Genomic DNA, 25,475 nt, shown 5'->3' on the forward strand with positions numbered 1-25,475 from the left:
AAAGACACCGGGCCACCAGGACTTGCCTACCGATTCAGAAGCGCTTACCCAGACTCAAGAACAGCGCGCTGCTGCGGGCGTCGTCGACATCGACGTTGGCACCGATCTGAGCGTCGATCCCACCGAGCGTCGCGCGAGCGCCTAAATCCAGCTCGACGTAGTCGCGGTCCAGATCGAGCCGGGGTACGCGGTAATCGCCCAGCTGCGGCAGGGTTTGCAGGGTGGCGCTGGCGCCATCGCTTTTTTCGAATTCGTGGTTGTAGCTCACCTGCAGGTAGGGATTGAACGTCGGCCCGTCGCGTCGGATCTGCCAGCCCAGACGGCCCACCAGCGAGTCGACGTCGCGGTCGGGATAGGTAAGCGCCGTCGAGGAGCGCTCGGTTTCATCGAAGCCGTCGAGCTCGACGCGCTGCCAAGTGAGTCCGGCGATGGGGCCGGTTTTCACATCGCTTCCGGCAATGGAGAAGGCGCTCACATCGACGCCGGCATTCAGCGCCGCCGTCAGGTTTTCACCCTGCGTGGAGCCGCTGTGGCGTCGAGTGGCGCTGCCGAGTTGAATATCGCGGTCGATATCGACATCGAGCCAGGAGTAGCTCAGCTGGGCGTTGGCCCAGGCACTGTCGGTGTACCAGCCGGTGAACAATCCAAGCGTCGTGTCCTGGCGCTGAAAGCTTCCGCGGCCGCCGCCAAAGTCGGCGTCCTGATCGCCGTAGCCTGCGAACCCGCCCATCACCCAGCCGTTTTGATACCAGTCCACGCCCAAAAGCCCCGAGGGCATGTTGGCATCATACAGATCGCTCGAATCAGGCTGTTGGCGCTCGGCGCGAAGATCGCCCCACCAGCGCAAGCCGTTATCCAGCGGTACGGCATTCAGGTGCTCGGCGACCCGGTTAGCGCGGGTTCGCCCGGTTAGCACCGCCGAGTGAGTCACCAGTTGCTGAAGCTGCGGCGCCTCGAGCATCGACACCACGACCTCGCCGATGATGCGATGGGTGGCGGGCGTGGGGTGAACCTCGTCGGCGAACATGTAACGCTCACCGGCCTCCGGTGCTACCAGCGTACCGGGATTACAAAGCGGCAGCGCCTGGGTACAGGCGGACTCCGTAATGTTGGTAAAACCATAGCGGCCGGGTTCGGCGGCGACCTCCTGTAGCAGCGAGAAGGTATCAACGGGTATGACATCGACCCCGCTGGCCGCCACCGCTGCGTAGAGCGTTTCGTTGTACTGATCGGCAAGCGCGGTGGCACCGGCGCGGGTGGCCGGGTCGCCGTTGAAGCGTGGCGTCAGCCCGAAATCGGGAATGTTGAACAGCAGCACGTGCTGCGCGCCGGCGCTTTCGAGCGCGGCAGCGGCCTGGGCGGTGCCCACGGCGGCATCAGAGATGATGCTGGCCGCATCGCCCCCGGCGCTTACCGCGAACAGGTCGTTGGCGCCGGCCCAAACGGCGTAAAGCGTATCGCCATCGGCGACGCCGCCGGTCGCCTGCAGATAGCTCGCGACCTGGTCGCTTAGCGGCGGTGCTGCGCCAAAAAGAACGCTCGAAGGCGCCGTTACTCGAGCGCCGCCGGCGGCGTAGTTGTTACCCCCTGCGCTACTAGGAGCGGCATTGCCGCCAAAGTGGCCCGCGACACGCTCGGCCCACACCGGCCCGGGGTTGACGGTAAAGCGCCCAACGAAATCACGCTGGCCGGGCGGCAGCGACAGCAGACGCGCGATGGGTTCACGGTAGTAGCCGCTGTCGGTCAGGCTATCGCCAAAAAAGACGGTATCGTTGAAGGACTCATCGAACGTCGTGGCGGCAAGCGCCGAGAGCGGCAAGGCATTGACGGCGACGAGAATACTCAGCGCCAAGCGCCGGTAGCGAAACGTTGGCATGACAGTGATCCCTGATGGCTGTTGTTATAGGTTGCAGTTTGCAGGTTACAGGTTGTAGTTCGCTGAGCGATCGCCGACCGGAGCTTTAGGCAGCGAGTAACGTTTAGCGATGTCTGATGTTATGGCACAGCGCCCTGCCCGCTGCAAGAAGGTCTGCCGTCGATCAGCACGGCGGGATTTCGCCCGCTTCACATAAAAAAACCGCCGACGCGAAATCGCGCCGGCGGTTTTTTAAATTCTGCGGCAGGCTTAAAGCGCGTTCTTGTACGCCACGCCCGCTTTCATGATCATCAACAGCTGCTCGTCGGGCTTGGTGAGCACGGTGATATCGTCCAGCGGATTGTCCTTGAGGATGATGACATCGCCGCGGGCGCCGGGAATGATTTCGCCGAAATCGCCTACACAGCCGTAGGCATCCGCGGCGTGGCTGGTCGCGGCGCGGATCAGCTCGTCGGCGGGCACCACATCCTTGCGCAGATTGAACTCATTGAGCTGATGGACCTGCATGCGCCCGAGCAGGTCGGAGCCATAAAGCATCTTCACGCCGTGCTCCTGAGCCATTTCCAGCGCCTTGCCGCCGGCCTCGAGCACTTCGAACACCTTGCGCTGAAGCTCCTCGGCCATGCCCGCCTCGACCCCTTCGCGCGCCAGCGCATCGTAGGTGCTCAGCGTAGGCGTCAGGTAGGCGTCGTGTTCGAGGAACAGACGGCAGCTCTCTTCGTCCATCAGGTTGCCGTGCTCGATGGTTTTCACGCCGCGCGGAATCAGCCGGTTGATAGCGCGCGCCGTATAGGCGTGGGCCATGGTGTGGATGTTGGCAGCGGTGGCTTCCTCGACGATGGCGTCGATCTCTTCCAACGAGAACTGGGTGCTGTCGATACGGTCGGTGGGTGAAGCGACGCCGCCCGAGGCCATGATTTTGATCTGGGTGGCGCCCTTGCGGATCTCGTCGCGGGCGGCCTGGCGTACTTCACTCACGCCATCACACACGCGGCCAAGGCCGGCGCAGCAAAAGCAGCCTTCGAACGTTTGCTGACCCGGCCCGCGCATGTCGCCGTGGCCGCCGGTTTGAGAGAGCGCGCGGCCGGCGTACATGATCCGCGGGCCGGGAAGCGCGCCTTCGTCCACCGCACGGGCCAGGCCGTAGTCTGCCCCGCCGGCGTCGCGCACGGTGGTGAAGCCGCGCATCAGCATGGCTTCAAGCAGCTCCGATGACTTGGCGCCCACGTAGAAAGGTGACAGCGTGCCCAGCAGCGCGAAGTTGGGCGTGATCGCGGTGACGTGGACGTGAGAATCCACGAGCCCGGGCATCAAGTAGTGCCCTTTAACGTCGATCACCTGATCGTCGCTGCCCTCGAGCGGGGTGGCACTGACCGCGTCGATACGGCCTTCCTTGATACGCACTTCGTGGTTCGCCAGTACCTGACCGCTGCGCGCGTCGATGACGTTGGCATTGATGAAACGAATAGTGGACATGGGTGCTCCTTGGAGTGAATGCGTCAAAACATTTTCTGCGGAAGATAGAGAGAAAGTGCGGGGATCAGCACGATGAGCAGCAGCGCGACGATGTCCATGAGAATGAACCAGCTCACGCCCTTGAAGACCTCGTTCAAGCTGACGCTGTTACCCAGCGAGCCCTTGATCACGTATACGTTGAGCCCGATGGGCGGCGTGACCAGCCCGACTTCCAGAAGCTTGACGACGATGATGCCGAACCAGACCAGGTTGAGATCCGCGCCTTCCACCAGGGGCAGAATCAGCGGCAGGGTCAACAGCAGCAGACCGATCGAGTCGATGAACATGCCAAGAACCAGGTAGATCAGCGCAACCGCCAGAATGATCCACCAGGTCTCGGTGCTCACGCCTAGAATCAGCTCGGAAAACGCCGAGGGCACGCCGCTCATCGCCAGAAAACGGGTGAAAAAAAGCGAGCCGATAAGAATGATGAAGATGCTGGCGGTGCTCACCGCCGTTTGCGTCAACGCCTCGCGCACGGCGGCAACGGTGAGCGTGCGTCGTGCCAGCGCAATGACCGCCGCAATGGTCGTTCCCACGGCACCGGCTTCCGTCGGCGAGAAGATACCGGTGAAGATACCGCCAAGCACCAGAGCAATCAGAAGCGGCAGCGGCCAGATGTTCTTGAACGCGTCCCACTTCTCGCTCCAGCTCGAGCGCACGTTAGCGTCTCCCGCCAGGCTCGGGTTGAGTTTGGTGCGCACCATGATCATGACGATGTAGAGAAGCGCCGACAGCACGCCGGGCAGAAAGCCCGCCATAAAAAGCTGACCCACGGAGACCTGGGCGTACACCCCGTAGAGCACCAGCAGTACGCTTGGCGGAATGAGCGAACCCAGCGTACCCGACGCCGCCACGGTGCCGGTGGCCAGGCCCTTGTCGTAGTTGTGCTTGAGCATTTCCGGCACGGCGATGCGCGACATGGCCGCCGAGGTGGCCACGCTCGAGCCCGACGCGGCGGCGAAAAACGCCGAGGCCATGACGCTGGACACCGCAAGCCCGCCGGGAAGGCGCGCCAGATAAAGCCGCATCGCCTGAAAGAGCCCTTGGGTCATGTTGGTAGTCGTGCACAGATAGCCCATGAACAAAAACATGGGGGCAGCGGTTAGCTCCCAAGTGCCGGCAAAATCGAACGGCGTGGCGGAAATCATGCCCCAGGCCACGCGCATGCTGGTCATCTCGCCGATACCGAGAATCGATACAAGTCCCAACGCGATGCCGATAGGCACGCGCAGGGCGATCAGGGCCAAAGCGATGGCAATGCCTGCCACGCCTATCTCAATATTACTCATGGGGTTGCTCCTACAGGGCTTGGCGCAGTCGCACTGCCTTGATCATGTTGGCGAGAATGGCCAGGCACATGGCGGCGAAGCCGGCCGGCAGCGCCCAGCGGCTGGGCCACAGGTAGAACGTGAAGTTGGCCATGGCCGTTTCCTGGCGCAGCGTGGCCCGCAGAGCGTCCAGATAGCTCTGATAGCAAAGCATGCCGAAGTAGATCAGCCCTAACGAACCCGCAAAGAGATAAAACGCCAGCTGCACTCCCGCGGGCAGGCGCCCCACGACGACATCGACACTGATGTGCTCGCGCTGGAGCTCGACGTAGGCAATCGGAAGAAAGACCACCGCGACCATGTAATAGAACGAGACAAACTCGAGGGTGCCGGTGAAGGACTTGCCGAAGAAAAAGCGTAGCGCCACGTCCAAAGAAACGTGAAGCGCCATCAGGATCAGAAACAGCGCGGCCAGTACCAGCGCACTCTTGGCGACCCATTGGCTCAAGGATTCAACGATGCGCGCGATCATACAGTCTCTCTTGTCTTCGCCGGGGAAGATGAAAAGCCAAGTTCGATGAGGGCATCCCTCCAGAAAATCAGCATGTCGCGGTAAAGCTCCGGGTCGTCGCGCCATATGCTTTGCGCGCCCATGCCGCGCATCATGCAAAGCGTGGCGTTCAGCGCCACGCGGTTTTGCCGCGATGTATGCCTGGAGCTTGCCACCAGCTGTTCCCAGATGGCTTCCAACGAACCGTTGAACCTGGCTGCAAGGGGAATGAGCACCTTCATGATGTCGGGGTCGGTACGTGCGGCGCTTAGATACTCAAGCGTCACCATGTACAGATCCCCCTTGAAGTGCTCGTGAAGTACTCTCAAGAGGCTGTCGAAATCGAAGTTTCCTTCACGCACGCTGATCGTCAGTTGGCGAACGCTCTCGACCTCGCGGTTGAGCAGGTCCTCCAGCGCCGACTGCATCAACAGCGTCTTCGACGGGTAGTGATGAACCAGCGCCCCTCGAGAAACACCGGCCTGACGAGCGACATCCACGGTCGAGGTGTCACGAATGCCCTTGGCGAGGACGCATTCGATCGTTGCCTGCATCACGCGCGCCTGGGTATTGCGTGAACGCTCTTCCTGATTCTGTCGCTTCGTCATGACGGTCCCTTATCGATCTTGTAGATATTGGCTGGCTTTAAAAAAGCCACTCTACGTCAAATCAATAAATGCCGTAATCCGCCGGGAGCTTGCTGTAGATTTCGTCCATCGCCAATTGAGCCAGCGCTTCTTCATCGGTGCGATCGACTCCTTCCAGCAGGGTTTGCCACTTGTCGATGGTGGCGAGGAAATCGTCGATCAGCGCTTCGGGGTCTTCCACGCCGTACTCGTCGCGCGCCTTGTCGTAAACATCCGACAGCGCTTTTTCGCGGAAGGCTTCGACGGAAGCCATCAGGTCCTCTTCCGGCTCGTAGACGTTGTTGCCGTGCTCTTTCGCCTCTTCGATGGCGGACTCCGCGGCACTGATGAACTGAACCACCATGCGCGTCATGGCCTGGGCGGTCGCCTGTTTGAAGACATCGCGCTCTTCATCGCTCAAGCCGGCCCAGAAGCCCTCGTTGAAGCCCCACTGCGGGCCGGACCAGTACATGCCGGTAGGCAAGAGCGTGGTGTGTTCCGCCACTTCCCACAGCGAGCGGTCGATCAGGTCATTGGCCGCGTTGGTCGCGCAGTCCAGCGAGCCGCGGTCGAGGCCGCTGTACATTTCGCTGGACGGCACGTTGACCGGCGTACCACCCGCTTCTTCCACCCAATTCGATACGGTCGAACCTGCGGTGCGAATGCGCTTGCCGCGCAGCTCTTCGAGATTACGTACCGGCTCGCGGCAGAACATGACGTAGGGCGGCGTGCTGTAGGCGCCCAGATAAACGATACCGAGATCTTCCCACTCCGCCAGCTGAGTCGGGTTGTTCATGCTGAAATCGGTAACGGCGAGAATGCTCACCAGCGGGTCGGCATAGTTGAAGCCAAGCTCTTGTACGGCGTTGGCGACCGGCATTTCGGACGGCGTATAAATAGCCGCATGGTGCGCGACCTGGACGATGTTGTCCTGAATGCCCTGAAGGCTGGCACGAGGCGCAAGCAGCACCGTACCGGTATAGACGTCGGGTTTGAGGTCTCCCCCGGAGAGCTCTTCGACCATCTCTGCCCACTCGATATAGCCGTAGCGTGAATGGGGGTGCTGCTGATCGTAGAAGGAGTTAGCGATGAAAGACGTTTCTGCCTGGGCCGTAACGCTTAAAGCGGGCAGGACGAATGCAGAAACGGCAACCGCGAGTGAAGTACGCTTGAAGTTCATAATCAGGTTTCCTGGAGCGAGTTAAACCATCATTATTAATGTTATGTTATTACGTATATAACGCTTGCAAGTTTCAAACTTTACAACGTTAGTGCAGTATCGAATCTAAACTTATGAATAAATAAAAACAAGCAGGCCTGTTTGTTTTTTCTGAGGAGCTTTCTCTCATTGCCGGTAAATCCATGATGGGTAAACAAAACGAGACAACGCTTACTATCGCCGGAACCTGGCAAGGCATCCGCCTGATGCTGCCACTGGCGTTTTTTACCATCGCCTTTGGGCTCGCCTTCGGCGTGGCGGCCTCGCACCACGGTCTCGCCGCGTGGCAAGCACTGTCGATGAGCGCAATGGTATTCGCCGCGCCTTCGCAGTTCGCCGCGCTGGAACTTTGGCATGCACCGCTTCCCCTGCTGGCGCTGGCGGGTACGACGCTTGCGATTCACACCCGGCACATGCTGATGGGCGCCTCGCTCTATCCTTGGCTTGCGCCGTTACCGCCCTTGAAGAGGTTTGCGGTCATTTTCCTGGTCACGGATTCGAACTGGGCGCTTGCGCTTTCCAAATACCAGCAGGGCGAGCGCAACGTCGGCATTTTGCTGGGCGGCGGGATCGCACTTTGGGCGGCCTGGGTGTTGGGGACCGGTGCGGGGCTCATGTTCGGCGGTGGCATCACTCATCCGGAGCGCTTCGGGCTCGATATGATCATGCTCTGCTTTTTGCTGGTGATCGTCATCGGCAACCGGCCCCGGGCGTTCATGGTGCTGCCCTGGCTTGCGACGGGCACCAGCGCGCTGCTGGCGTACTGGTGGCTGCCGCCCTTTCTCCACGTCATGGTGGGGGCGCTGACCGGTGGGGCCGTCGCGGTACTGCTTGCACGATACCAGGCCATGAAGGTGAGCCAATGAACACGCCGGCCGTCTGGTCGTCGCTTGCGGCCATTTCGATCATGGTGGTCATCGGCTATGGCTCGCGGGTGCTGGGGCTGATCGTCATGGCGCGCCTGACGCTTGGACCGAACGTACGTCTTTTCATCGACGCCATGTCAAGCTCGGTGCTCATCGCCATCCTGACGCCGATGATCGTCCACGGCGATCACGCCACTCGCGTCGCCGCCCTTGCGGCGGGCCTGGTGGCGGTCGCGTTAAAAAGTCCGCTCGTTTCCATCGCCGTGGGCATCGTCTGCGCAGCGCTTTGGCGCTGGCTGTTCTAGCGCTTGAAAAAACGCTATGCCCCTGCGCTCACCGCCTGGCAGGTCGTTTCTTCGCCGGTCTCCTTGAGGCGCAGGGTCATGGCATGTTCATCGAGAGCGACCACTTCGATCGGCGCCGAGGGCGCCTGGTAGAAAGCGCGGCTTGATTCGAGAAACGCCGGGGTCAGTAGGCCGATCTCATCGAGTTCGACGCTGAGTTCGACTTCTTCCGGGTAAGCGATAAACGAATGCCCGGCCACTTCCTTATGGCCGCTGACGAAGACCCGCAGCCGCGAGCGCGCATCGTCGTCACCCTGCTGGTACTCGAGCATCAGCGTCTCTTCATAGTCGAGGTTTCGCGTCGTCGAGACATGGCTTTGAATGTGTTCTTGCATGCCGTCCTCGTACTCGGCGCTCGAGGTACACATCCAGTCGCCCAGTCCGAATATCGACATGCTCGCCAGTGCCAGTTCGATCATTTTTTGGTGACCTCGCCAAGTATCTCGTCGGTCGAGCGAATGCGTGCGTACTCGCCCTCCAGGTTCGCAAGCGACATGGCGTGAACGTCGTCGGCGGTGCGCTCCACTCCAGCGTAGTCACGTTTAGCAAAGGTGAAGGTGGCGTCATGAACGACCGCGACATCGAAGCCGAGATTACCCGCGCTTCGCGCGCTGGCCTCCACCGAGTTGCTGGTGCTGACCCCCACGATGACCAGGCGCTGAATATCGCGCACGCGCAGCCAGCGCTCGAGATTCGAATGGATAAAGGCATCGGGGACGTTCTTCTCGACCACATGCTCGGCCTCCCGTGGCGCAAGCGCCGGCTGGAACTCGGCGCCGCGTTGCCCCGGCCAGAAAGGGGAATCCGGAGAGCGGGAGATATGGCGTACGTGAACGACGGGGGCACCTGCATCACGCCACACGCCGAGCAAGCGCACGATGTTCGCCTCGGCGCAGGCATTGTTGCGAGCCCCGGCGGCGGGGTCGCTCATGCCACGCTGCATGTCGATGATGAGCAGAGCAGGAAGCTCGAACATGAATAAGCCCGTTAAAAATGAAAACGCCAGGCTCGAATAGCCTGGCGTTTTTCGTTTGCCGACAACCTTACAACATGCGCGGGATTTGCGAAGAGTGGTGGTGCAAAATCGGCGCTTCTTTCGAAAGATCGACCACGTAGCTAAAGCGCGCCTCGAAGTTCAGAAGCTCGCCTTCGACCTCAAAACGCCAGTTGTAGAGGCCGGTCAGCGCGGCGATGGTCTCTGAGACTTCCTGAATGATCAGGGTCTTTTCGTGCAGCGTAATGCTCAGACCCGGGCGGGCGCCCAAGCGCTCGAAATAGTCGCGGTGCTTCTCGCGGGTGTTGGAAATACGGTTGGAAAAGGTAGGAATTAGTACGGCGTTCTCATCGTAGAGCGATAGCAGGGTTTCGACGTCGGCGTTATTGATTGCCTGCATCCACTCGTTGAGCACGTCATGGGGAGTTCTCATATGACTAACGACCTCTTTAACCAATGTCGGTGACCTGATGCCGCGGGCTCAAACGGCGGTGACCTTTTACGACAGTGACTTTGCAAGCCCATCATTCTTATACCAAAGATGTAGCGCGTACTATCTTACCCAAATCGACACGCGAGCGCATGGCGAGTTCCGCGATTCATCAAAATTGTCGAAATCGCTCAAAGAGCTTCGCCATGGCGGTGGCCCCGAGCATCAGCGCCAGCCCTAACAAAAGCGCGACAAGCGAGCCCGCATCGAGGCCCCCACCCCACTGCCAGCGCGAAATGACGCTGCTCAAGTGCTGCACCACGAGATAGACGCCGATAAGAAAGCTGCCCGCGCGCACGAGCCCCGCCTCACCTACCGCGTTTTCCGCTGTCGGCTCGCCGGGGTGGAGTCTTTTCGCAAGGGCCGGCGCCTTGAACCACAAAAGCGCGCCCAGTAAAAACGGCAGCAGCAGACTGGCGGTGAACAGTATCCGCCAGGACTCGATTTCATCCGCCGAGGCGAAGGCCGCAGGTAGCGATGAGAGGATCGCCATTAGCGGCCTGACCACCAGATAAACGGCGAGAAGGCGAATCGCGATGATCGAAAAGGCGTGCATGTGTGCTCCCGGCAAAACCTTTAGCATACGTGTATCGAAGGCACTCTAAAACACGCCCAACGCAAAGCCCCCGGCGATGGCTCGCCGGGGGCTTTGTGCTTTCGCAAGCGCGTTACTGTGCGTCGCTGTCTTCGTCGATACCGAGTGCGCTCATCGCGGCGCGGAAGACGTCGGTGTTGTCCACCCACTGCTGGGCGTTTTCGTCCACGTTGTAGGTGGAGAGCCCTCCATCGCGCTGGGCCACGTCGAGGAAGTAGTCGGCGCCAGCGCCCCGGGCGTAAAGCGGCACCAGCTCGCGAGTGTGGTTATCCGAGTGCCAGCGCACCAGCGGCAGCGCGCCTGTGCCCTGGCTTACGACCTGGCTGTAGACGTTCTGATCCGAATCCGGGCCCTGCAGCAGGCCGTTGCCGTGGTCGGTGGTGACGATGATCATCGTCTCGTCCCAGTCGCTGTTCGTCTCGACCCACTCGACTGCGGCTTCGACCGCCTCGTTGAAATCGACCTGCTCCTCAACCAGGCGCGGCAGGTTATTGGCGTGGGCGGCCCAGTCGACGGCGCCGCCTTCGACCATCAGGAAGAAGCCTTCGTCGTTTTGCTTGAGCACCTCGAGCGCGCCACGGGTCAGCGTCGGCAGGCTCGGCACGTTGTCGAGCAGGTCACCGGCGGCCACGCCCGGGCGATTGAACTGAAGCGTCGCGTGGTTTTGCGCCACGCCCAGCACCTTGTCGCCCTCGAGGGTCAGCTCGCCATCTGCCAGCGCCTCGAAGTCGTCGCGGCTTTCGATGAGCTGGTAATCGGTGTCGCCGTCGACCAGGCGCTGCCAGGTGGCTTCGCCGCCCACGTAGCGAAAGGCGTTTTCGTCCGGATTTTCGACCGCGTTACCGGCGTCGTCGAAATAGGGGTGGCCGGCACCGAACACCACGGTGGCAAGGCCGGAATCGATGATCTCTTCACCGAGTGCTGCGTATTCGTTGCGGCTGGCGTTGTGGCCCAGAAACGCGGCGGGCGTTGCGTGGCTCAGCTGCACCGAGCTCACCACGCCCAGCGCCCGGCCGCTTTCGACCACGTACTCGCCGATGTTCTTCATCCGTTCGTCGTTGTTCGACCAGTTGATGGCGCTGTTGTAGGTTTTCTGGCCGGTGGCCAGCGCCGTACCGGCGGCGGCGCTGTCGGTGAAGTTCTCGCGGGCGTAGTTGTAGCCGGCGAAATAGCTGCCGTAGTCGCCCAGCTTGCCCTCGAAGCCAACGCCTTCGGCTGCCTCAGCGCTCCAAAGCGCTTCGGGGTCGAAGGTGACCGCCCCTTCGTCACTCATGGTCGGCTCGGTCGCGGTGGTCAGCGGGTAGGTAGCGGCAAACACCTGGGTGTCGAAGTCATCGTACACTTCGTGCCCCAGCCCTCCATGGCGGTAGTAGCTAGCGGCGCGGAAGGTTTCGATACCCGCGCCGTCGGTGATCATCAAAATGACGTTCTTTGCACTGTTTTGCTGGGCAAGCGCCGACGTGGCAAAAACGGATCCTAGAGCAAGCGCGAGCGCGCAGCGTTTGAAAGCGACCATGCTGTTCGTCCAAGTCATTGATTAAGAGAGACTTAAATTAGTGATGCCAGATGACAGCGGGATGAACGTTTAGCCCCATTTCAATGACACCCCGTTCACCATGCCCAGCGGTTGTCTTTAGCGTGACCAGCCATATACTGTATATTTATACAACAATTTCATTGCCGATCGGAGAGCGTCATGGCGGATTCACGCGCCCTGCCCCCGGGCAGGATCGTTCACAAGGGCCGCGGGGCGACGTTCGACCCGCACAACCGCTTCGCGCCAAGTGTCAGCGTCGAGGAGCCTGACGGCTGGTGGCAGGAACACGCCCCTTTAAGCCTTGCCACCGAGGTACGCGAGGAGCCGAGCAAGAGCGCGCTTTCGTGGAACGGCTCGCCGGATCTCTCCTTTGATCGCTCGCTAAATCCTTACCGCGGCTGCGAGCACGGCTGCATCTACTGCTTTGCCCGCCCTTCCCACGCCTATTGGGACATGTCGCCGGGGCTCGACTTCGAAACCCGGTTGATTGCGCGCACCGGCATGCTCGATCACCTGCGCGAGGAGCTTGCGAAACCCGGCTACGTCTGCCGGCCGATCAATCTTTCCGGCAACACCGACTGCTACCAGCCGATCGAGGCGAAATACCGCACTACCCGACGCCTGCTCGCGTTTTTGCTCGAATGCCGCCACCCGGTCACGCTGGTGACCAAGGGAAGCCTCGTACTGCGCGATCTGGGTCTTTTGAAACAGATGGCCGAGCACCGGCTGGTGCGGGTGCTGGTGAGTCTGACGAGCCTGGACAGCGACCTGAAGCGCACCCTGGAGCCGCGGGCGGCCTCGCCCAAGGCGCGGCTGAAGGTGATTCGCGAACTCAGTGCTGCCGGGGTGCCGGTGGGGGTTTTGATCTCGCCGGTGATACCGGGGCTGACCGACCACGAAATCGAGCGGCTAATCGAAGCGGCCCGCGGCGCCGGCGCGCGCACCGCAAGCTGGATGCTTTTACGCCTGCCCCGAGAGGTCGCGCCGCTGTTTGAAGAGTGGCTGGTGGCCCACTACCCCGAGCGCGCCGACAAGGTGATGAGCCTGATTCGCCAATGCCGGGGTGGCAAGACCAACGAGGCAGCGTTCGGCAAGCGCTTTCGCGGTGAAGGCGTGTTCGTCGACATGATCGAGCAGCGCTTCAAGCGCGCCAGCCGCCAGTGGGGCATGCAGCCCCGCGCCGAGCAGGGCCTCAATACCCGCGACTTCAAGCCGCCCCGCGCTCAGGGCGACCTGTTCGACTAGCCAACGCTATTTGGGTGGGCCGCGCCGCGTTCTGAGTTCGTCGAGCACCAGCGCGAAGAAGCCGCGAATCTCCTGAAGCTTCGGCCTGGCCTCGACCATCAGGGTATCCATCTTCTCGAGTTCCTGGGTTTGGGCTTCTCGGGCGTCGAGCTCGGCGCGAATCTCGTCGATGATCTCCACCGAGTCGTTCAGCATCGCCTTGAGCTCGGCGGTCGAGGTGGTGTGCAGGCTTGGCCTGGAACCTTGTTCAATACTCATGGCGCCCTCCTTACAGTACGGTAACGGCGATCAGCAGCGCCGGCAGCGCGATGAACACGCCCAGCACCCACCCGGCGGCCAGCGCCTTGCGCTCGGCGGCAACCCGGCCCAGCCACTGCGCGCCTTTCACCGGCAGCAGACGCAGAAACGGCAGCCCGCCGATGATCAGCACGGCGCACAGATTGAACAGCAGATGCACCACGGCGATCTCCAGCGCCAGCATCGCCGTGGCCCCCGAAATCGCCGTGGCGGCGAGCAGCGCCGTCATGGTGGTGCCGATATTGCTGCCGATGGTGAACGGGTAGATCTGGCGCAGCGTGAAGGCGCCGGAGCCGGCCATGGGCACCATCAGGCTGGTGGTGGTCGAGGAGGACTGCACCAGCATCGTCACCAGCGCCCCGGAAGCCACGCCGGTGAAAGGCCCGCGGCCGATGGCGCTGAGCATGATTTGCCTAGCGCGGCCGACCATCAGCGTCTTCAAGAGCTTGCCGATGTAGCGAATGGAGAGAAAAATCAGCGCCACGCCGATGACGATCAGCGCGATACCGCCCGCCACCGCCGGCAAGCTCGACACCAGCTGGCCGGCGGTGTCCGTCACCGGGCTGGTCAGCTGGCCCACGATATTGACGTTATCCAGCGAAAGATTGGCATCGCCGTAGAACGCGCCGGCAACGGCGCCGGCCATGTGCTCCAGCGGGTGGAACAAAATCTCGATGGGGAGCAGGATTACCACCGCCAGCAGATTGAAGAAGTCGTGCACGGTGGCGGCGGCAAAGGCGCGGCGAAACTCGTTCTTGTCGTTGACGTGGCCCAGGCTCACCAGCGTATTGGTCACCGTGGTGCCGATGTTCGCCCCCATGACCATCGGCACCGCGACCGCAACCGGCAGCCCCCCGGCCACCATACCAACGATCACCGAGGTCACCGTCGACGAGGACTGGATCAGAGCGGTGGCAACGATGCCGACCATCAGGCCGACGAAGGGGTTGGTGGCGAACTCGAACAGGCGCTCGGCGTGATCGCCGGTGGCGAGCTTGAAGCCGTCGCCGACGATGGATACCGCGCAGATCAAAAAGTAGACTAGCAGGACGAGCGTGAGCCACTGGCGCAGGCGGCCCTGCTTCTCCTTTTGCGCCGGTCGAGCGTATTGATCTGGCGCGGCGCGATGGGTCGTCTCTACCATGGTGATCCCTCCGGCGGTTGGCAACGTGGGGCACGTTTACCCTGTCACGTTGCGCGCCGCAGGTGACAGCCTGATGACGCCCGCGTGACGGCGCCCGCTTATTGTTGATATCGCCCCCTTTGAACTACCGAGCCGGAACGCCTGATGACACAGCCCTTGAACAAGCCCTTGAGTAAGCCCTTGAGCAAGACCCGATCGAGTTTCTACCGCCGCCTCTACGTGGCCCACCTGATCGACCAGGGCGTGGCCAGCGTGCCGGCGCTAATGGAGGCCACCGGCATGCCCCGGCGCACCGCTCAGGACACGATCAAATCTCTCGACGAGCTCGATATCGTCTGCGTGTTTGAGGGGCAAGACGGCGAGCGGCACAACATCGGCCGCTACGTGATCGAGAGCTGGGGCGCGATCGACCGGCGCTGGGTAACAGAGCACGCCACGCGGCTGGGCGAGGCGCTAGGCTACTGCTAGCGCTTATCGGTCACTCTGGCGCTAGCATGGCGGCGGACGAGCAGTCTGGCCGCCAGGGGTGAGGTGATCATCTGGATGACGGCGAAAAACGCAGCGGGAATGGCGATTTCCGGCGAAAGCCCAGAGGCCGCGACGAACGCCGCCGCGATGCTGAACTCCTTTTTGCTCGTAGTGAAAAGATACGCCACCACCTCTGCGCGGTCGTCGGTGATCAGCCTGGACGCCATGCCCACCGCGTAGCCTGCCAGGTTCAAACACAGCGCCGCAGCGGCGATCACCAGAGCAAAAGCGCCGTACCCCAGAATGGTCGTGGCGTTGGGGCCCACCACCGCCAGCAGTATCAGCAGATAAAGGATAGAGCCCAGCCCCGCGTAATGGTCGTCGAAGCGCGCGAAGGTGGCGCTGAACCGGGTGCGCAGCGCCACGCCCAGAAGCGTCGGAACGAAGACGATCAATAAAAGCTCGACCACGATGGCATAAAGCGGCACGTCGAGTTCGATGCCGGTGAGCCCGAGAAACAGCAGCGGCACCAGTAGCGGTGACAGTGCCGTATTGATCGCGTTGAATACTGCCGCCATCGCCACGTTGCCGCGCGCCATCAGCACCAGAAGCGGCGATGACACGTCGGTGGGAAGCGTGCCCAGAAGCGTCTGCCCCGCGGCCAGCGCCCCGGTGCCGAAAAAGAGCCGCCCGGTTACCCAGCCCAAAAGCGACATCGGCCCGTACACCAGACAAAGCGCTAGCAGCGGCCGCGAGGGGCGGCGCAGCACCGCACCGACCTGGTGGGCATCGAAGGTCAGGCTGATGACGAACATCAAAAGCGCCAGCAGCGGGCCAATCAGCGGGGCCAGCGCCATGCCCGCCGGCGGATAGAGCAGCCCCAGCGCGGCCACCGCAATCACCAGCCACAGAAGCTGCGCCTCGACCCAGGCGATGGCGCGGCTCACGATGAAGCCTTTGCGGGGTCGGCCTCGACCGGCGCCCAGGCAAGCCGTGCGGCGTTGAGCGTCACGCTTAAAGAGCTGGCCGCCATGGCCAGCACTGCCGCCAGCGGCGGCACCGCCATGACGATGACCAGCCCCAGCGCTAAAGTGTTGTACACCGCCGAAAACGCCAGATTCTGACGCATGACGCGGCGGGTGCGCCTGGCCAGGCGCAACAGCTCTACCACGCCGCCAACGCCGGGGCGCAGCAGCTGGGCGGCGGCGCCTTCGCGGGCGGCGTCGCTTGCCTGCATGGGCGCCACGCCAACACCCGCGGCGGCCAGGCACAGCGTATCGTTGACGCCGTCGCCCACGTAAAGCGCAGGTGATGCAAGCCCCGCCAGCAGCCGCGCTTTCGCCTCCGGCGAGCGCTGGGCGTAGCAAGCATTCGGTGCCAGGCCCACCTGCTCACCCAGCCAGCTCACCGCGCCCTGGCGGTCGCCGCTGATCAGCGCCGTAAGATAGCCCTGCTCTTGCAGCGCGCGAAGGCTCACCCGGGCGTCCGCCACCGGCGGGTCGGCGAGATAAAACGTCGCCAGCCACCCCAGCTCGTCGGCCAGCACCACTTGGGAGGCGAAGGCGTAGTCGCCCTGTTGATTAGAGCCTGCAAACGTGACGCCGCGCTCGCCAAGCCATTTAGCGCTTCCCATCCACCAGCGCTCGCCGCTCTCGAAAGCGATCACCCGCCCGGCGCCGGCGACCTCTTCCAGGCGCACCACGGCGCTTGCGTTCTGCTCGTCGTTTTTCTTATCACCGCTTTGGCTTGCCCAGCGCAGCAGCCCCTGGGCTAGCGGGTGCTCACTCTGGCGGGTGGCAGCGACGAGCTTGTGATTGAAGCCGCTAGATAACGTATTGCGAAACTCGGCGTGGATGACCCGGTGACGGCCGGCGGTGAGCGTGCCGGTTTTATCGAAGGCCACGGCGCGTACCCGGGCAAGCACCTCAAAAGCCGCCGGGTCGCGCAAGGCAACGCCTTGCTGCAGCGCCTGGTCGCTGCCGGCAAGCGTTGCCAGCGGCACGGCCAGCCCCACCGCGCAGGGGCAGGCGACCACCAACACCGACAGCGCGCGCACTACCGTCTCTTCAAGGCTCGCGCCCAGAATGAACGCCACGGGCAGCGTGATGAGCGCAAGCAAAAGCGCGACGGGGCTTAGCCAGGCGGCAAAGCGGTCGGCCAGCTTGTGAAGCTCGCCTTTTTGGGTTTGCAGCAGGCGCATCTGCTCGCACAGGCGATCCCGGCGCCGCTCGCCGGGCGTAGCGCCCACCCGAAGCCGAAGCGCCGTTTCGCCGTCGGCCTCGAGAAAGCGGTAACCCGCGTAAACTTGCTGGCCGGCGACCAGATAGCGCGGCACGCTTTCACCAGAGAGCGTGGCGGTATCGAACCAGCCGGCGCTCATCAGCTCGCCGTCGAGCAGCAGGGTCTCGCCCGGCGTCAGGCGCTGAACCTCATTTAGCCGCGCCGCGCTGAGCGGATGCGACTCGATTCGCCCTTCCCGCTCGAGCGTCACATCGGCCGGTGCCAGCGTTAAGGCCTCGAACGCTTTCAGGCCCCGCTGGCGACAAAGCGTTTCGGCCAGCCGCCCGACCAGTAAGAGCGCGATCAGCATGACGGCGGTATCGAAGTACACCTCGACGGCGCCCTGCGCGAGAAGCCAGACCGACACCGTCATCGCCCCTAGCACGCCCAGGCTCACCAGCACGTCCATCCCCGGCCGGCGGGCCAGCAGCGTGCGAAACCCGGCGCGGTAGAACGGCACGCCGGCGTAGAGCACCACGGGCAGCGAAAAGGCGCCGGAGATCCAGGCCATGACCAGCTCGATACGCCCCGCCTGTACGGCGCCGGCGTAAATCAGGATTGAGGCGAGCATCGTCCACATGCCAAATACCGCGGCGACGCCCAGGCGAAGGCTCAGGTAGCGGCCCTCTTTCTCCAGCCGCTCGGCGGCGTCCTGCACCGCCTCGAGCTCGCCTAGCCGGTAGCCGATGCGCGAGACCCGCGGAGCGAGCGTAGCAAGCGCCAAGGCCCCCGCCTCGCCCTGCACGTACACCGTGGCGGTGGGATAGTGAACGCTTGCCTGGGCAACGCCGGGGGCGCGCTTCAATACGCCTTCGACGGCGAGCGCGCAGCTGGTACACCACATGCCGTGCAGACTAAAAAGCGCGGCTTGGCCGGCGGGCGCGTTATCGCTCATGGAATCGATCGTTTCACCTGCGTTACAGGCAAGGCGGCACGCCGATGATTGGCATGCCGGTGAACACCACCCCGAAGGCGGAGAAGAGATAGAGCCCGGCGGAGACCAGCGCGTTGAAGCGCGGGCGCCCGGTAAGCTCGCGGCCCACCTTCCAGCCGGCCCAGGCAAGCCACACGAGCAAGGCGGTGGTGGCGACGCTGAAAAGCCCAAGCCCCAGGTTGAGGCCCGTCAGTGAGCCTTGATCCGGCGCCGGCGGCGCCACGGCGCAGGCCACCGACAGCCCGCCGTACACCGCCACGAACCAGATGCTCCAGAGCGTCAAACCGATGATCAGATGCGCCGGATGGCCAAGGTGGAGTCGTTTGAACGCAGTTTGCATCGCTTAGCCTCCCATCACGCGGGGCAGCACGCCGAGCGCGCCGACCAGCACCCAGAACGTCACCAGGTTGTAGCGCCAAAGCTGTACCACCACCGCGGGTTCGAAGGGCGCGTGGGCGCCCACGTAGCCGCAGCGTACGCGAAGTCCCTGCATCGCGGTGAGGATCATCGCCAGCGCCCCGTGGAACAGCGCGTACACCAGCCCCACCAGCAACACCGCGTCGTGGCTGGTTTGGGTGGGCTCGAGCCCGGCACTCAGCAGCGACCAGAGCACCAGCCCCACCTGCACCGCGCCCAGCAGCGCGCTGAGGTAAAACCCGCGCATCAGGCCGCTATCGCGGCGGGCGCGAAGCCCGCGTACCAGCTTCTCCATGATGCCAGCGCCCACGGTGAGCGCCACGCCGGCGCCGACCAGCACCAGCAGCGACAGCGGCGACGCCTCGGGCATGCGCCACTCGGGTGAGACGGTCCAGAGATAGAACCAGCCGAAAAGATACGAAAGAAACAACGAGCCGTTGGCGATCGAGAACGTCGCCATCGCCCACACGCCCGGCCCACTCATGGTGCGCGAGTGCAGGGGCGGGTCGCCTTCCTTGACCTCGGCGTCCGGGGCGGCTTTCGGGTGGGCGCCGTTCTCCCAGGACCAGCGCAGCAAGAACAGCCCGGCGACGATGACGAACACCGCGGCCACCGGGTAGAGACGCGTCAGCAAGCTGATACAGACCACGGCCAGCGCCAGCGCGGCGAGAAACGGCCACCAAGAGTTGCCCGGCAGGTGAACGATCTCGCGTACCTTGCCGGTGATCGAATCACTCCCCCACATCTCGCGGCGCCCGTGGCTCGCCACCGCCAGACCGTGCTTGCCCTCGGCCATGGTGCGGGGAAGACCCGGGTTGTCCCACAGCGGGTGGCGGGTTTCGATGTTCGGGAGGCTGACGAAGTTGTAGGCACTGGGTGGCATCGCGTTGGCCCACTCCAGCGTGTCGGCGCCCCAGGGGTTGTGTTTGGCCGGCTTGCCGAAGCGAAAGTGCAGCGCGATATCGATCAACACCATGGCGATGCCCGCGGACATCACGAAGCTGGCAACGGACGAGAGCAGGTTGAAGATCTCCCAGCCGTTGCCCGCCTCATAGGTGTAGATACGCCGCGGCATGCCCAGAAGCCCGGTCCAGTGCATGATCAAAAACGTACCGTTGAAGCCCAGAAAGGTCAGCCAGAAGCCCCAGCGGCCAATGGTTTCCGACGGCATGCGCCCGGAAAAGAGCGGCAGCCAGTAGTAGAAGCCCGCCATCAGCGGGAAGAGCATGCCGCCGACCAGCACGTAGTGCATATGCGCGACCACGAAGTGAGTGTCGTGCACCTGCCAGTTGAACGGCACCAGCGCCAGCATCACGCCGGTCAAACCGCCGCAGACGAAGATGATCAAAAAGCCAAGCACCCAGAGCATCGGCAGTTTGAATTTCGGCTTACCCAGCCAAAGCGTAGCCAGCCACACGAACACCTGAATGGCGGTGGGCACCGCCACCAGCATACTCGCCGCCGAAAAGAACGCCTGAGCGAGCTGGGGAATCCCCACCGTGAACATGTGGTGCACCCAAAGCCCGAAGCTGATGAAACCGGTGACGATGATCGCAAATACCACCCAGCCGTAGCCGACGATCGGCCGGCCGGCGAACACCGGAATCAGTGTCGAGATCACCCCGGCGGCGGGCAGGAAGATGATGTACACCTCCGGGTGGCCGAAGAGCCAGAAAAGGTGCTGCCACAACAGCGGATCGCCGCCGCCGGCTACCTGGAAAAACGGCATGCCGACCGCGCGCTCGAGTTCGAGCAAAATACTGCCCAAAATCAACGGCGGAAACCCGACCACGATCATCAACGCCATGGCGAGGATGTACCAAGCGAACAGCGGCATCTTGTGCAGCGCCATGCCTTGGGTGCGGGTACGGAGAATCGACACGACGATTTCGACCCCGGCGGAGAGCGCCGAGATTTCGACGAAGGTAATGCCCAGCAGCCAAAAGTCCGAGCCGAGCCCCGGCGAGTACTCGCTGCTCGAAAGCGGCGTGTACATGAACCAGCCGGCGTTGGGCGCCATTTCGATGACCAGGCTCGAGGCCAGAATGATGCCGCCAAACAGATAGCAGAAGTAGCCAAGCGAGGTTAAGCGTGGGCAGACCAGATCGCGGGCGCCGATCATCTTGGGGATCATGTAGATCGCCAGGCCCTCGAGCACGGGAATGGCGAACAGAAACATCATCACCGTGCCGTGCATGGTGGTGACCTGGCTGTAGATATCCGGCGTCATGAAGTTCTGATCGGGCGTGGCGAGCTGGGTGCGTATCAGCATCGACAAAATGCCGCCGAGCAAGAAAAACGCCATCCCGGTGATCATGAAGCGCAGACCGAGCGTGGTGTGGTTGACGATGGTCAGCGCCTTGATGCCGCGCGGGTTGCCCCAAATTTCGTGCAGGTCGTCGTGCAGCGTGCGGCCGTCCTCCGGATCTTGCGGGTCCTGAGGCGTCGCTTGACGATTGATGGTTGTCATGGGGTTAAAGTCTCCAGCCAGGCACCCAGGTCCTGCAGCGTGTCGTTATCCAGATCGTCGTGGCGCGGCATCAGGTTGTTGGGCTTGAGCGTCTGATGGTTTCTCAGCCACTGGTAGATCGCGCCCTCCTCCATGGCCATTACCCCGGCGCCCAGAGCTTCACGGCTACCGACATCCGAGAGATTCGGGCCGATATTGCTCGCGCTGATGCCCGCTACCTGATGGCAGCCGGCGCAGAATTGGGTGAAGTTGTCGCGGGCGGCATCGAAGGCCGCGTTTTGGGCGGCAAGCTCGGCCAGCGCCTCGTCGCTTCGCGCGGCAAGCCAAGCGTCGAACTCGGCGCGCGGCAGCGCCTCGACGTGCAGGTGCATGTGGGCGTGGCCGACGCCGCAAAGCTCGGCGCACTGGGCACCGAACACGCCGGGCTCGTCGGCCTCGAGCCGAATGCGGTTGATACGCCCGGGCAGCATGTCGATCTTGCCGCCAAGGCGCGGAATCCAGAACCCGTGGATGACATCGGCGGCGGTGACGTGAAAGTCCACCGGCTCGCCGGCGGGCATCATGAGCTGGTTGGCGGTGACGACCTCGCCGCCTTCAGCGCCCGGGTAGCGCACCTCCCACCACCACTGATGCCCGATGACCTCGATCACCTCCGGCGGCTCGTCCAGCGGCAGCGTCAGCATGCGTTTGCCGGTGGGCACGCCGAACATCAACAGCGCGATGACCGTGAGCGTGGGCAGGATGATGCCGCCGCCAATGATCCAGCGCCGGCCGATACGCCGCTCCTGGGCGGGAGTGCGGGTAACGTGACGCTTTTTGAAGGTGTAGAGCCAAAGCGCGATCACGGCAATGAACACGACGGTTCCAAAGCCGAGCATGACGAACCAGATAAGACGGATATCGCGCGCCGCCGGCCCCGCCGGATTCAAGATCGAATGGTCGCCGCCGCAGCCGGCCAACAGCAAAAGCGCGGCCAGTAAAAGCGTTAACGCGGCCAGGTTGACCCGCCGTCGCGATGCGCGTTGAATACGCCTTGAGGGCGGCGCCGCATGGTTATGTTCCCTCATACTCTTTTCCCTTTGTCTGCCCACAGGACGTGTCCATGGCATCCACTCCGCAGCGTTCCATAAAAAGCCGCGCCTCGCTGGCCGGCCACCCGCTTCATCCGGTCATGATCCACTTCCCGGTGGCGGCGTTGATGGCGCTGGTCGCAAGCGATCTGGGTTACTGGTACACCAATGATCCGTTCTGGGAGCGTAGCGGCCTGTGGCTGGCCGGCGTCGGTGCCTTTGGCGGCTGGATCGCCTCGATCGCCGGCATCATCGATCTGGTTACAGTGTCGCGCATTCGCCGTTTGATCACCGGCTGGAGCCACGCCATCGTGGCCGTGGTGATGCTTTCGCTGGCCTCGCTGAACTGGCTGTTGCGCCTGAACTCGCCGGAAGCCATTCTGCCCTGGGGGCTGGCGGTATCGCTGGTCACCGGCGCCCTGATCGCACTGGCCGGCTGGCTCGGCGGCCAGCTCGTCTATGAACACGCGGTCGGTGTCGACGTCGACGAATAAGCCCGACCCACGGCGCGCGTTATCGCTCCACTCTCGCTTGAAGACCTTCTCACTTCTCATCGCCTAGCCCCACGCCAGGGGCTTGGCCAGCACGAACCCGAGCACGCCGAAGATCCCCAACAGGCTCAGCAGAAGCCCCAGAAGCGTTGCGGTTTTGACGCCGCGGTAGATACCCATCTCCAAACGCAGAATCAGCCAGCCGAAGGCCCCGTGAGCGGCCACCATCAGCACCACCGCGCCGAGCTTTAGAATCAGCCAGCCGCCCATCAAATCGTGAAGTAGAAACAGCAGGGTGCCGGAGCCGATCGCCAACAGCGCGGCGGGGGTGGCCACGCTGTTGTAGAAAAAGCGCGGCATGGGCGGCGTGCCCTGAGCAAAGCCTGCATCACGGCGAAGCGCCAGGCCGTGATTCAAAAGCGCCGGGAGATACAGCAGCGAGCCGCACCAAACGACCAGCGCTGCGATATGGAGAAGTTTTAACCAGGGCATCACGGCGTCCTTGCAATGCTAAAAAGCGCTTTTAAAAAGCACGTCAGATGAGCACGTCGAATCCGCTGGAGGTCCGAGCCAGCCAGAGCGTTTGTCACCAAGTGAGCGTTGCCTGAGTACTTCCGCCCGCCTCTGTCGGGCCGGTCGAAAGATCCAGAGCTGCTCTTACCTTAGCCAACCGGTGGCGGGCTGGCTAGACGGGCGAGTCAACGCTTACGCGGTAGCCGGTGAACTTGCGCAGGTTGATCACGCCGGTATCGAAGATCAGGTACTGCCCTTTTATGCCGTTTAATACGCCCTCGACCACCGGTTGCTTATCGAAGTTGTGCGAGGCGATCTTGCGGGGGAATACCTCGACCGGGTAGCGGATATCCAGCGGGGTGTCATCGAGCACTCGAATTGCCTCGCGCCCGTAGGTCTCGCGCAGCGCGTCCAGACCCTGAGCGACATCTCCGAGCAGCCGGTCACGCTCCTGAATCAAGTCGAGCGGTTCGACCTCGCCCTTGAGCATGGCGCGCCAGTTGGTGCGATCTGACACGTGCTCCTTGAACAGCGTCTCGACGAAGCCGGACTGCTGGCGGCTGGCCACTTCCATGATCGGCAGCGCCTGGATGGCACCCTGGTCGATCCAGCGGGTGGGCATGTTGGTCTTGCGAGTGATGCCCACCTTGAGTCCGGAGGAGTTGGCCAGGTAGACGATGTGCGGGGTGAAGCAGTGCGCCTCGCCCCACTCCGGCTCGCGGCAGGTGCCTTGAAAGTAGTGGCAGGTTTCCGGCTTCATGATGCAGGTGTCGCACTGCGCCAAGCGCTTGAAGCACGGGTAGCAGTAGCCCTGGGCGAAGCTTTTGTTGGTCTTGCGCCCGCAGTGGGTGCAGGCGATATGGCCTTCAAAGCGCAGGCGAAGCGGCGTGCCGATGCGCTCGTTGAGCGCCAGACGCTGCTCGCCGGCGCGCAGGTGATAACTCACCTCACTACTTTGCGCATCGAGCGTGCCGGCCATTTTGCTCAAATGGCCGGCTACGTTTGGCGCGGCGCTGGTCTCGCTAGCGAACAGATCAGTCACCCGAGACGTCCCGGCCCAGGCCCGCCATCTCCGGCGACACCCCGGCGCCGGTAGCGCCGGCGCCGCAGGTGCGCCGCTCGAGATAGCCCACCCGGTTCTCGTCGGGCACGTTGTTTTCGATTTCAAAACGAATCACCGCCTCGAGACACAACTCGGTCTGCTCGGCGGTCAAAAAGCGGCCGTCTGGCCATTTGCGCAGCGCAACCGCCTGCTTGAGGCTTTCGTAAATGCTCGGGGTCATCTGGCTGATCATGCGCTCAAAGCTCATATCGTTCATACAGGGCTCCAGTCGTATCGAGAGTCACGGCGTGGGCCGTGGACGTTTGGCGCAATAGTACCAGCCCGAGGCGAGGCCCACGAGTAGCCCGCCCAAGTGCGCCTCGTTGGCCACGTTGCCAAAGCCCACCCACTCGGCAAGCGAGGTCATGGTGAACACCATCCACCCCAGCATGAACACCACCAACATCTGGGGCACGAAAAAGCCACTTTCGGGGCGCTTTCGTGAGACGAGCCAAACGTGGCCCAAGAGCGCATACACCACCCCCGACATGCCGCCAAACAGCACCGTGCCGGTGGCATACTGGGCCAGATTCGAGCCGATACCCGCCACCAGCAGCAGCGCGACCATCACGCGGCTGCCCTGTAGCGCCTCGATTTGACGGCCGAAGTACCATACCCACATCAGATTGAAGATCAGGTGCATCAGGCTGAAGTGCAAAAACGCCGGCGTCAGAAGCCGCCACAGCTGCCCGCCGGTCAGCGTCTCCATCAGGCTTTGGGCAACGAGCTGGCCGTTGGCCACACCGACCGGCACGATGGTCAGAGCCGTGAGCACGCCGTCGCCCAAAGTGTTCATGAGCGCGAAGACTAAAACGCTCAAACCGATGATCAAGGAGGTTACCGGCAGGCGGCGTAACAGCGTGGCGCCCTGAGTTCGCTGGGCGCTTTGGGGGCGCGGGCCGGTAATCAGCGTTTCGCCCTGCTGCCAGCGGCGCACCAGCGCGGTCAGCTCGGTTTTCTGGCGGGGGTCGGCGAGCCACAGCGTCAGGCCTTCCGGCTCTTCGGTGATGCGGTGACCAATCCGGTAGTGCCAAAGCGCCTGGCGCAGCTCGCGCGTGTCGGCATCAGTGGGTAATAGCATGACGGGGTGCATGACACCTCCCTTGGGGATAAACGATCGGCTGCTCGGCGCGGCTACTTTCCTTCAAGCATAAAAAAACC

27 protein-coding genes are annotated in these 25,475 nt (G+C 62.9%); 5 read left to right on the forward strand and 22 right to left on the reverse strand.

The window, feature by feature from the left end; genetic code table 11:
* Nucleotides 1-34 precede the first annotated feature (34 nt).
* From ACGLWX_RS17485 to ACGLWX_RS17510, 6 genes are all read right to left on the reverse strand, one after another.
* A complete protein-coding gene (locus ACGLWX_RS17485) occupies nucleotides 35-1,876 on the reverse strand; it encodes an autotransporter domain-containing protein (RefSeq protein ID WP_396241654.1) in 1,842 nt (613 codons plus the stop codon).
* Nucleotides 1,877-2,125: 249 nt separating this feature from the next.
* Complete coding sequence (locus tag ACGLWX_RS17490) at nucleotides 2,126-3,352, reverse strand: amidohydrolase family protein (RefSeq protein WP_396241656.1); 1,227 nt, start codon at nucleotides 3,350-3,352, stop codon at nucleotides 2,126-2,128.
* A 23-nt stretch (nucleotides 3,353-3,375) separates the two neighbouring features.
* Nucleotides 3,376-4,683, reverse strand: a complete 1,308-nt coding sequence (locus ACGLWX_RS17495; RefSeq protein ID WP_396241658.1) for a TRAP transporter large permease — start codon at nucleotides 4,681-4,683, stop codon at nucleotides 3,376-3,378.
* A gap of 10 nt (nucleotides 4,684-4,693) precedes the next feature.
* Nucleotides 4,694-5,194, reverse strand: a complete 501-nt coding sequence (locus ACGLWX_RS17500; RefSeq protein WP_252109704.1) for a TRAP transporter small permease subunit — start codon at nucleotides 5,192-5,194, stop codon at nucleotides 4,694-4,696.
* Nucleotides 5,191-5,820, reverse strand: coding sequence for a TetR/AcrR family transcriptional regulator (locus tag ACGLWX_RS17505; RefSeq protein ID WP_252109705.1), 630 nt, complete (start codon nucleotides 5,818-5,820; stop codon nucleotides 5,191-5,193). Before ACGLWX_RS17505 ends, ACGLWX_RS17500 begins: the two co-directional genes overlap by 4 nt.
* 61 nt (nucleotides 5,821-5,881) lie before the next feature.
* Entirely contained in the window at nucleotides 5,882-7,018 is a 1,137-nt protein-coding gene (locus tag ACGLWX_RS17510) for a C4-dicarboxylate TRAP transporter substrate-binding protein (protein ID WP_396241660.1), read from the reverse strand.
* A 182-nt stretch (nucleotides 7,019-7,200) separates the two neighbouring features.
* Between ACGLWX_RS17510 and ACGLWX_RS17515 the strand changes: the two genes are divergently transcribed.
* Complete coding sequence (locus ACGLWX_RS17515) at nucleotides 7,201-7,923, forward strand: AzlC family ABC transporter permease (protein ID WP_396241662.1); 723 nt, start codon at nucleotides 7,201-7,203, stop codon at nucleotides 7,921-7,923.
* Entirely contained in the window at nucleotides 7,920-8,228 is a 309-nt protein-coding gene (locus ACGLWX_RS17520; RefSeq protein ID WP_396241664.1) for an AzlD domain-containing protein, read from the forward strand. Before ACGLWX_RS17515 ends, ACGLWX_RS17520 begins: the two co-directional genes overlap by 4 nt.
* Nucleotides 8,229-8,242: 14 nt before the next feature.
* On the opposite strand, the gene ACGLWX_RS17525 is transcribed toward ACGLWX_RS17520, so the two are convergent.
* From ACGLWX_RS17525 to ACGLWX_RS17545, 5 genes are all read right to left on the reverse strand, one after another.
* On the reverse strand, nucleotides 8,243-8,686 hold the full coding sequence (locus tag ACGLWX_RS17525; protein WP_396241666.1) for a hypothetical protein: 444 nt from the start codon (nucleotides 8,684-8,686) through the stop codon (nucleotides 8,243-8,245).
* On the reverse strand, nucleotides 8,683-9,243 hold the full coding sequence (locus ACGLWX_RS17530) for a cysteine hydrolase family protein (protein WP_396241668.1): 561 nt from the start codon (nucleotides 9,241-9,243) through the stop codon (nucleotides 8,683-8,685). Before ACGLWX_RS17530 ends, ACGLWX_RS17525 begins: the two co-directional genes overlap by 4 nt.
* Nucleotides 9,244-9,310: 67 nt before the next feature.
* Complete coding sequence (locus ACGLWX_RS17535) at nucleotides 9,311-9,694, reverse strand: nuclear transport factor 2 family protein (protein WP_252109711.1); 384 nt, start codon at nucleotides 9,692-9,694, stop codon at nucleotides 9,311-9,313.
* Between the two features lie 169 nt (nucleotides 9,695-9,863).
* Nucleotides 9,864-10,307, reverse strand: coding sequence for a hypothetical protein (locus ACGLWX_RS17540; RefSeq protein ID WP_396241670.1), 444 nt, complete (start codon nucleotides 10,305-10,307; stop codon nucleotides 9,864-9,866).
* Nucleotides 10,308-10,419: 112 nt separating this feature from the next.
* Nucleotides 10,420-11,862, reverse strand: a complete 1,443-nt coding sequence (locus ACGLWX_RS17545; protein ID WP_396241671.1) for an alkaline phosphatase — start codon at nucleotides 11,860-11,862, stop codon at nucleotides 10,420-10,422.
* Nucleotides 11,863-12,042: 180 nt separating this feature from the next.
* On the opposite strand from ACGLWX_RS17545, the gene ACGLWX_RS17550 reads away from it, so the two are divergent.
* Nucleotides 12,043-13,128, forward strand: a complete 1,086-nt coding sequence (locus ACGLWX_RS17550; RefSeq protein ID WP_396241673.1) for a PA0069 family radical SAM protein — start codon at nucleotides 12,043-12,045, stop codon at nucleotides 13,126-13,128.
* 6 nt (nucleotides 13,129-13,134) lie between these two features.
* On the opposite strand, the gene ACGLWX_RS17555 is transcribed toward ACGLWX_RS17550, so the two are convergent.
* On the reverse strand, nucleotides 13,135-13,386 hold the full coding sequence (locus ACGLWX_RS17555; RefSeq protein ID WP_396241675.1) for a hypothetical protein: 252 nt from the start codon (nucleotides 13,384-13,386) through the stop codon (nucleotides 13,135-13,137).
* 10 nt (nucleotides 13,387-13,396) lie between these two features.
* Nucleotides 13,397-14,569, reverse strand: a complete 1,173-nt coding sequence (locus tag ACGLWX_RS17560; RefSeq protein WP_396241677.1) for a Na/Pi symporter — start codon at nucleotides 14,567-14,569, stop codon at nucleotides 13,397-13,399.
* Nucleotides 14,570-14,713: 144 nt separating this feature from the next.
* On the opposite strand from ACGLWX_RS17560, the gene ACGLWX_RS17565 reads away from it, so the two are divergent.
* Nucleotides 14,714-15,037 (forward strand): helix-turn-helix domain-containing protein, encoded by a 324-nt coding sequence (locus ACGLWX_RS17565; protein WP_396241679.1) that lies wholly within the window; start codon nucleotides 14,714-14,716, stop codon nucleotides 15,035-15,037.
* Here ACGLWX_RS17565 and ACGLWX_RS17570 read toward each other — a convergent pair.
* From ACGLWX_RS17570 to coxB, 5 genes are read right to left on the reverse strand one after another with little or no spacing between them, the layout of a single operon-like run.
* On the reverse strand, nucleotides 15,034-15,984 hold the full coding sequence (locus ACGLWX_RS17570; protein WP_396241681.1) for a bile acid:sodium symporter family protein: 951 nt from the start codon (nucleotides 15,982-15,984) through the stop codon (nucleotides 15,034-15,036). The two genes, ACGLWX_RS17565 and ACGLWX_RS17570, sit on opposite strands and share 4 nt — an antisense overlap.
* Nucleotides 15,981-18,212, reverse strand: coding sequence for a heavy metal translocating P-type ATPase (locus ACGLWX_RS17575; RefSeq protein WP_396241683.1), 2,232 nt, complete (start codon nucleotides 18,210-18,212; stop codon nucleotides 15,981-15,983). The genes ACGLWX_RS17570 and ACGLWX_RS17575 overlap by 4 nt, the downstream gene beginning before the upstream one ends.
* 22 nt (nucleotides 18,213-18,234) lie before the next feature.
* A complete protein-coding gene (locus ACGLWX_RS17580) occupies nucleotides 18,235-18,591 on the reverse strand; it encodes a hypothetical protein (RefSeq protein ID WP_396241685.1) in 357 nt (118 codons plus the stop codon).
* Nucleotides 18,592-18,594: 3 nt separating this feature from the next.
* Nucleotides 18,595-21,138: a cytochrome c oxidase subunit I gene (gene ctaD / locus ACGLWX_RS17585; protein WP_396241687.1), complete on the reverse strand. Its 2,544-nt coding sequence runs from the start codon at nucleotides 21,136-21,138 to the stop codon at nucleotides 18,595-18,597.
* Complete coding sequence (gene coxB / locus ACGLWX_RS17590; RefSeq protein ID WP_396241689.1) at nucleotides 21,135-22,205, reverse strand: cytochrome c oxidase subunit II; 1,071 nt, start codon at nucleotides 22,203-22,205, stop codon at nucleotides 21,135-21,137. Before coxB ends, ctaD begins: the two co-directional genes overlap by 4 nt.
* A 35-nt stretch (nucleotides 22,206-22,240) precedes the next feature.
* Between coxB and ACGLWX_RS17595 the strand changes: the two genes are divergently transcribed.
* Entirely contained in the window at nucleotides 22,241-22,702 is a 462-nt protein-coding gene (locus ACGLWX_RS17595; RefSeq protein ID WP_396241691.1) for a DUF2231 domain-containing protein, read from the forward strand.
* A 63-nt stretch (nucleotides 22,703-22,765) separates the two neighbouring features.
* Here ACGLWX_RS17595 and ACGLWX_RS17600 read toward each other — a convergent pair whose 3' ends face one another.
* The 4 genes from ACGLWX_RS17600 to ACGLWX_RS17615 form a co-directional block, all read right to left on the reverse strand.
* Nucleotides 22,766-23,191 carry a CopD family protein gene (locus tag ACGLWX_RS17600; protein ID WP_396241693.1) on the reverse strand — a complete coding sequence of 142 codons (426 nt, stop codon included), beginning with the start codon at nucleotides 23,189-23,191 and terminating at the stop codon, nucleotides 22,766-22,768.
* Nucleotides 23,192-23,384: 193 nt separating this feature from the next.
* Nucleotides 23,385-24,191, reverse strand: a complete 807-nt coding sequence (locus ACGLWX_RS17605; RefSeq protein ID WP_396241760.1) for a DUF2797 domain-containing protein — start codon at nucleotides 24,189-24,191, stop codon at nucleotides 23,385-23,387.
* Nucleotides 24,192-24,246: 55 nt separating this feature from the next.
* On the reverse strand, nucleotides 24,247-24,531 hold the full coding sequence (locus tag ACGLWX_RS17610) for a YeaC family protein (RefSeq protein ID WP_252109725.1): 285 nt from the start codon (nucleotides 24,529-24,531) through the stop codon (nucleotides 24,247-24,249).
* Nucleotides 24,532-24,555: 24 nt separating this feature from the next.
* Nucleotides 24,556-25,407 (reverse strand): rhomboid family intramembrane serine protease, encoded by an 852-nt coding sequence (locus ACGLWX_RS17615; protein WP_396241695.1) that lies wholly within the window; start codon nucleotides 25,405-25,407, stop codon nucleotides 24,556-24,558.
* Nucleotides 25,408-25,475: the final 68 nt, after the last annotated feature.

Source organism: Halomonas sp. HMF6819 (genome assembly GCF_044335525.1).
GTDB lineage: Bacteria > Pseudomonadota > Gammaproteobacteria > Pseudomonadales > Halomonadaceae > Vreelandella.

Bases quoted from the DNA above. Each gene is read 5' to 3' on its own strand.
- ACGLWX_RS17485 (WP_396241654.1), bottom strand. From the start codon at position 1,876: ATGCCAACGTTTCGCTACCGGCGCTTGGCGCTGAGTATTCTCGTCGCC.
- ACGLWX_RS17490 (WP_396241656.1), bottom strand. From the start codon at position 3,352: ATGTCCACTATTCGTTTCATCAATGCCAACGTCATCGACGCGCGCAGC.
- ACGLWX_RS17495 (WP_396241658.1), bottom strand. From the start codon at position 4,683: ATGAGTAATATTGAGATAGGCGTGGCAGGCATTGCCATCGCTTTGGCC.
- ACGLWX_RS17500 (WP_252109704.1), bottom strand. From the start codon at position 5,194: ATGATCGCGCGCATCGTTGAATCCTTGAGCCAATGGGTCGCCAAGAGT.
- ACGLWX_RS17505 (WP_252109705.1), bottom strand. From the start codon at position 5,820: ATGACGAAGCGACAGAATCAGGAAGAGCGTTCACGCAATACCCAGGCG.
- ACGLWX_RS17510 (WP_396241660.1), bottom strand. From the start codon at position 7,018: ATGAACTTCAAGCGTACTTCACTCGCGGTTGCCGTTTCTGCATTCGTC.
- ACGLWX_RS17515 (WP_396241662.1), top strand. From the start codon at position 7,201: ATGATGGGTAAACAAAACGAGACAACGCTTACTATCGCCGGAACCTGG.
- ACGLWX_RS17520 (WP_396241664.1), top strand. From the start codon at position 7,920: ATGAACACGCCGGCCGTCTGGTCGTCGCTTGCGGCCATTTCGATCATG.
- ACGLWX_RS17525 (WP_396241666.1), bottom strand. From the start codon at position 8,686: ATGATCGAACTGGCACTGGCGAGCATGTCGATATTCGGACTGGGCGAC.
- ACGLWX_RS17530 (WP_396241668.1), bottom strand. From the start codon at position 9,243: ATGTTCGAGCTTCCTGCTCTGCTCATCATCGACATGCAGCGTGGCATG.
- ACGLWX_RS17535 (WP_252109711.1), bottom strand. From the start codon at position 9,694: ATGAGAACTCCCCATGACGTGCTCAACGAGTGGATGCAGGCAATCAAT.
- ACGLWX_RS17540 (WP_396241670.1), bottom strand. From the start codon at position 10,307: ATGCACGCCTTTTCGATCATCGCGATTCGCCTTCTCGCCGTTTATCTG.
- ACGLWX_RS17545 (WP_396241671.1), bottom strand. From the start codon at position 11,862: ATGGTCGCTTTCAAACGCTGCGCGCTCGCGCTTGCTCTAGGATCCGTT.
- ACGLWX_RS17550 (WP_396241673.1), top strand. From the start codon at position 12,043: ATGGCGGATTCACGCGCCCTGCCCCCGGGCAGGATCGTTCACAAGGGC.
- ACGLWX_RS17555 (WP_396241675.1), bottom strand. From the start codon at position 13,386: ATGAGTATTGAACAAGGTTCCAGGCCAAGCCTGCACACCACCTCGACC.
- ACGLWX_RS17560 (WP_396241677.1), bottom strand. From the start codon at position 14,569: ATGGTAGAGACGACCCATCGCGCCGCGCCAGATCAATACGCTCGACCG.
- ACGLWX_RS17565 (WP_396241679.1), top strand. From the start codon at position 14,714: ATGACACAGCCCTTGAACAAGCCCTTGAGTAAGCCCTTGAGCAAGACC.
- ACGLWX_RS17575 (WP_396241683.1), bottom strand. From the start codon at position 18,212: ATGAGCGATAACGCGCCCGCCGGCCAAGCCGCGCTTTTTAGTCTGCAC.
- ACGLWX_RS17580 (WP_396241685.1), bottom strand. From the start codon at position 18,591: ATGCAAACTGCGTTCAAACGACTCCACCTTGGCCATCCGGCGCATCTG.
- ctaD (WP_396241687.1), bottom strand. From the start codon at position 21,138: ATGACAACCATCAATCGTCAAGCGACGCCTCAGGACCCGCAAGATCCG.
- coxB (WP_396241689.1), bottom strand. From the start codon at position 22,205: ATGAGGGAACATAACCATGCGGCGCCGCCCTCAAGGCGTATTCAACGC.
- ACGLWX_RS17595 (WP_396241691.1), top strand. From the start codon at position 22,241: ATGGCATCCACTCCGCAGCGTTCCATAAAAAGCCGCGCCTCGCTGGCC.
- ACGLWX_RS17600 (WP_396241693.1), bottom strand. From the start codon at position 23,191: ATGCCCTGGTTAAAACTTCTCCATATCGCAGCGCTGGTCGTTTGGTGC.
- ACGLWX_RS17605 (WP_396241760.1), bottom strand. From the start codon at position 24,191: ATGGCCGGCACGCTCGATGCGCAAAGTAGTGAGGTGAGTTATCACCTG.
- ACGLWX_RS17610 (WP_252109725.1), bottom strand. From the start codon at position 24,531: ATGAACGATATGAGCTTTGAGCGCATGATCAGCCAGATGACCCCGAGC.
- ACGLWX_RS17615 (WP_396241695.1), bottom strand. From the start codon at position 25,407: ATGCACCCCGTCATGCTATTACCCACTGATGCCGACACGCGCGAGCTG.